The following is a 233-nucleotide window of genomic DNA, read 5'->3' as shown; positions in this document are numbered from 1 at the left end:
TGAGGTTCAATATGGATATTATTAAAAATATCAGTATCACATCGATATTTCTCGGTTTTATATTAGTTTTAAATACGCTTTTGGCAATCGTTGTGATCTTTAGGGAACGCCGGGATGCAAGCTCCTCCTGGGCCTGGCTCTTGGTGCTCTTCTTTATTCCCGTTCTCGGCTTTATCCTTTATTTGCTCTTCGGCCACAATTTGAGCAGGAATCACCTTTTTCAATGGGAAGAC

1 protein-coding gene is annotated in these 233 nt (G+C 40.8%); it reads left to right on the top strand.

All coding sequences use genetic code 11. The features are described from left to right. Positions 1 to 29 precede the first annotated feature (29 nt). Positions 30 to 233, top strand: a 204-nt coding sequence (locus CF394_RS00060) for a PLDc N-terminal domain-containing protein (RefSeq protein WP_207761650.1), incomplete at its 3' end; no start/stop codon positions are given.

Source organism: Tetzosporium hominis (assembly GCF_002265435.1).
GTDB lineage: Bacteria > Bacillota > Bacilli > Bacillales_A > Planococcaceae > Chryseomicrobium > Chryseomicrobium hominis.
This window is presented reverse-complemented; position numbering and strand designations above follow the sequence as displayed.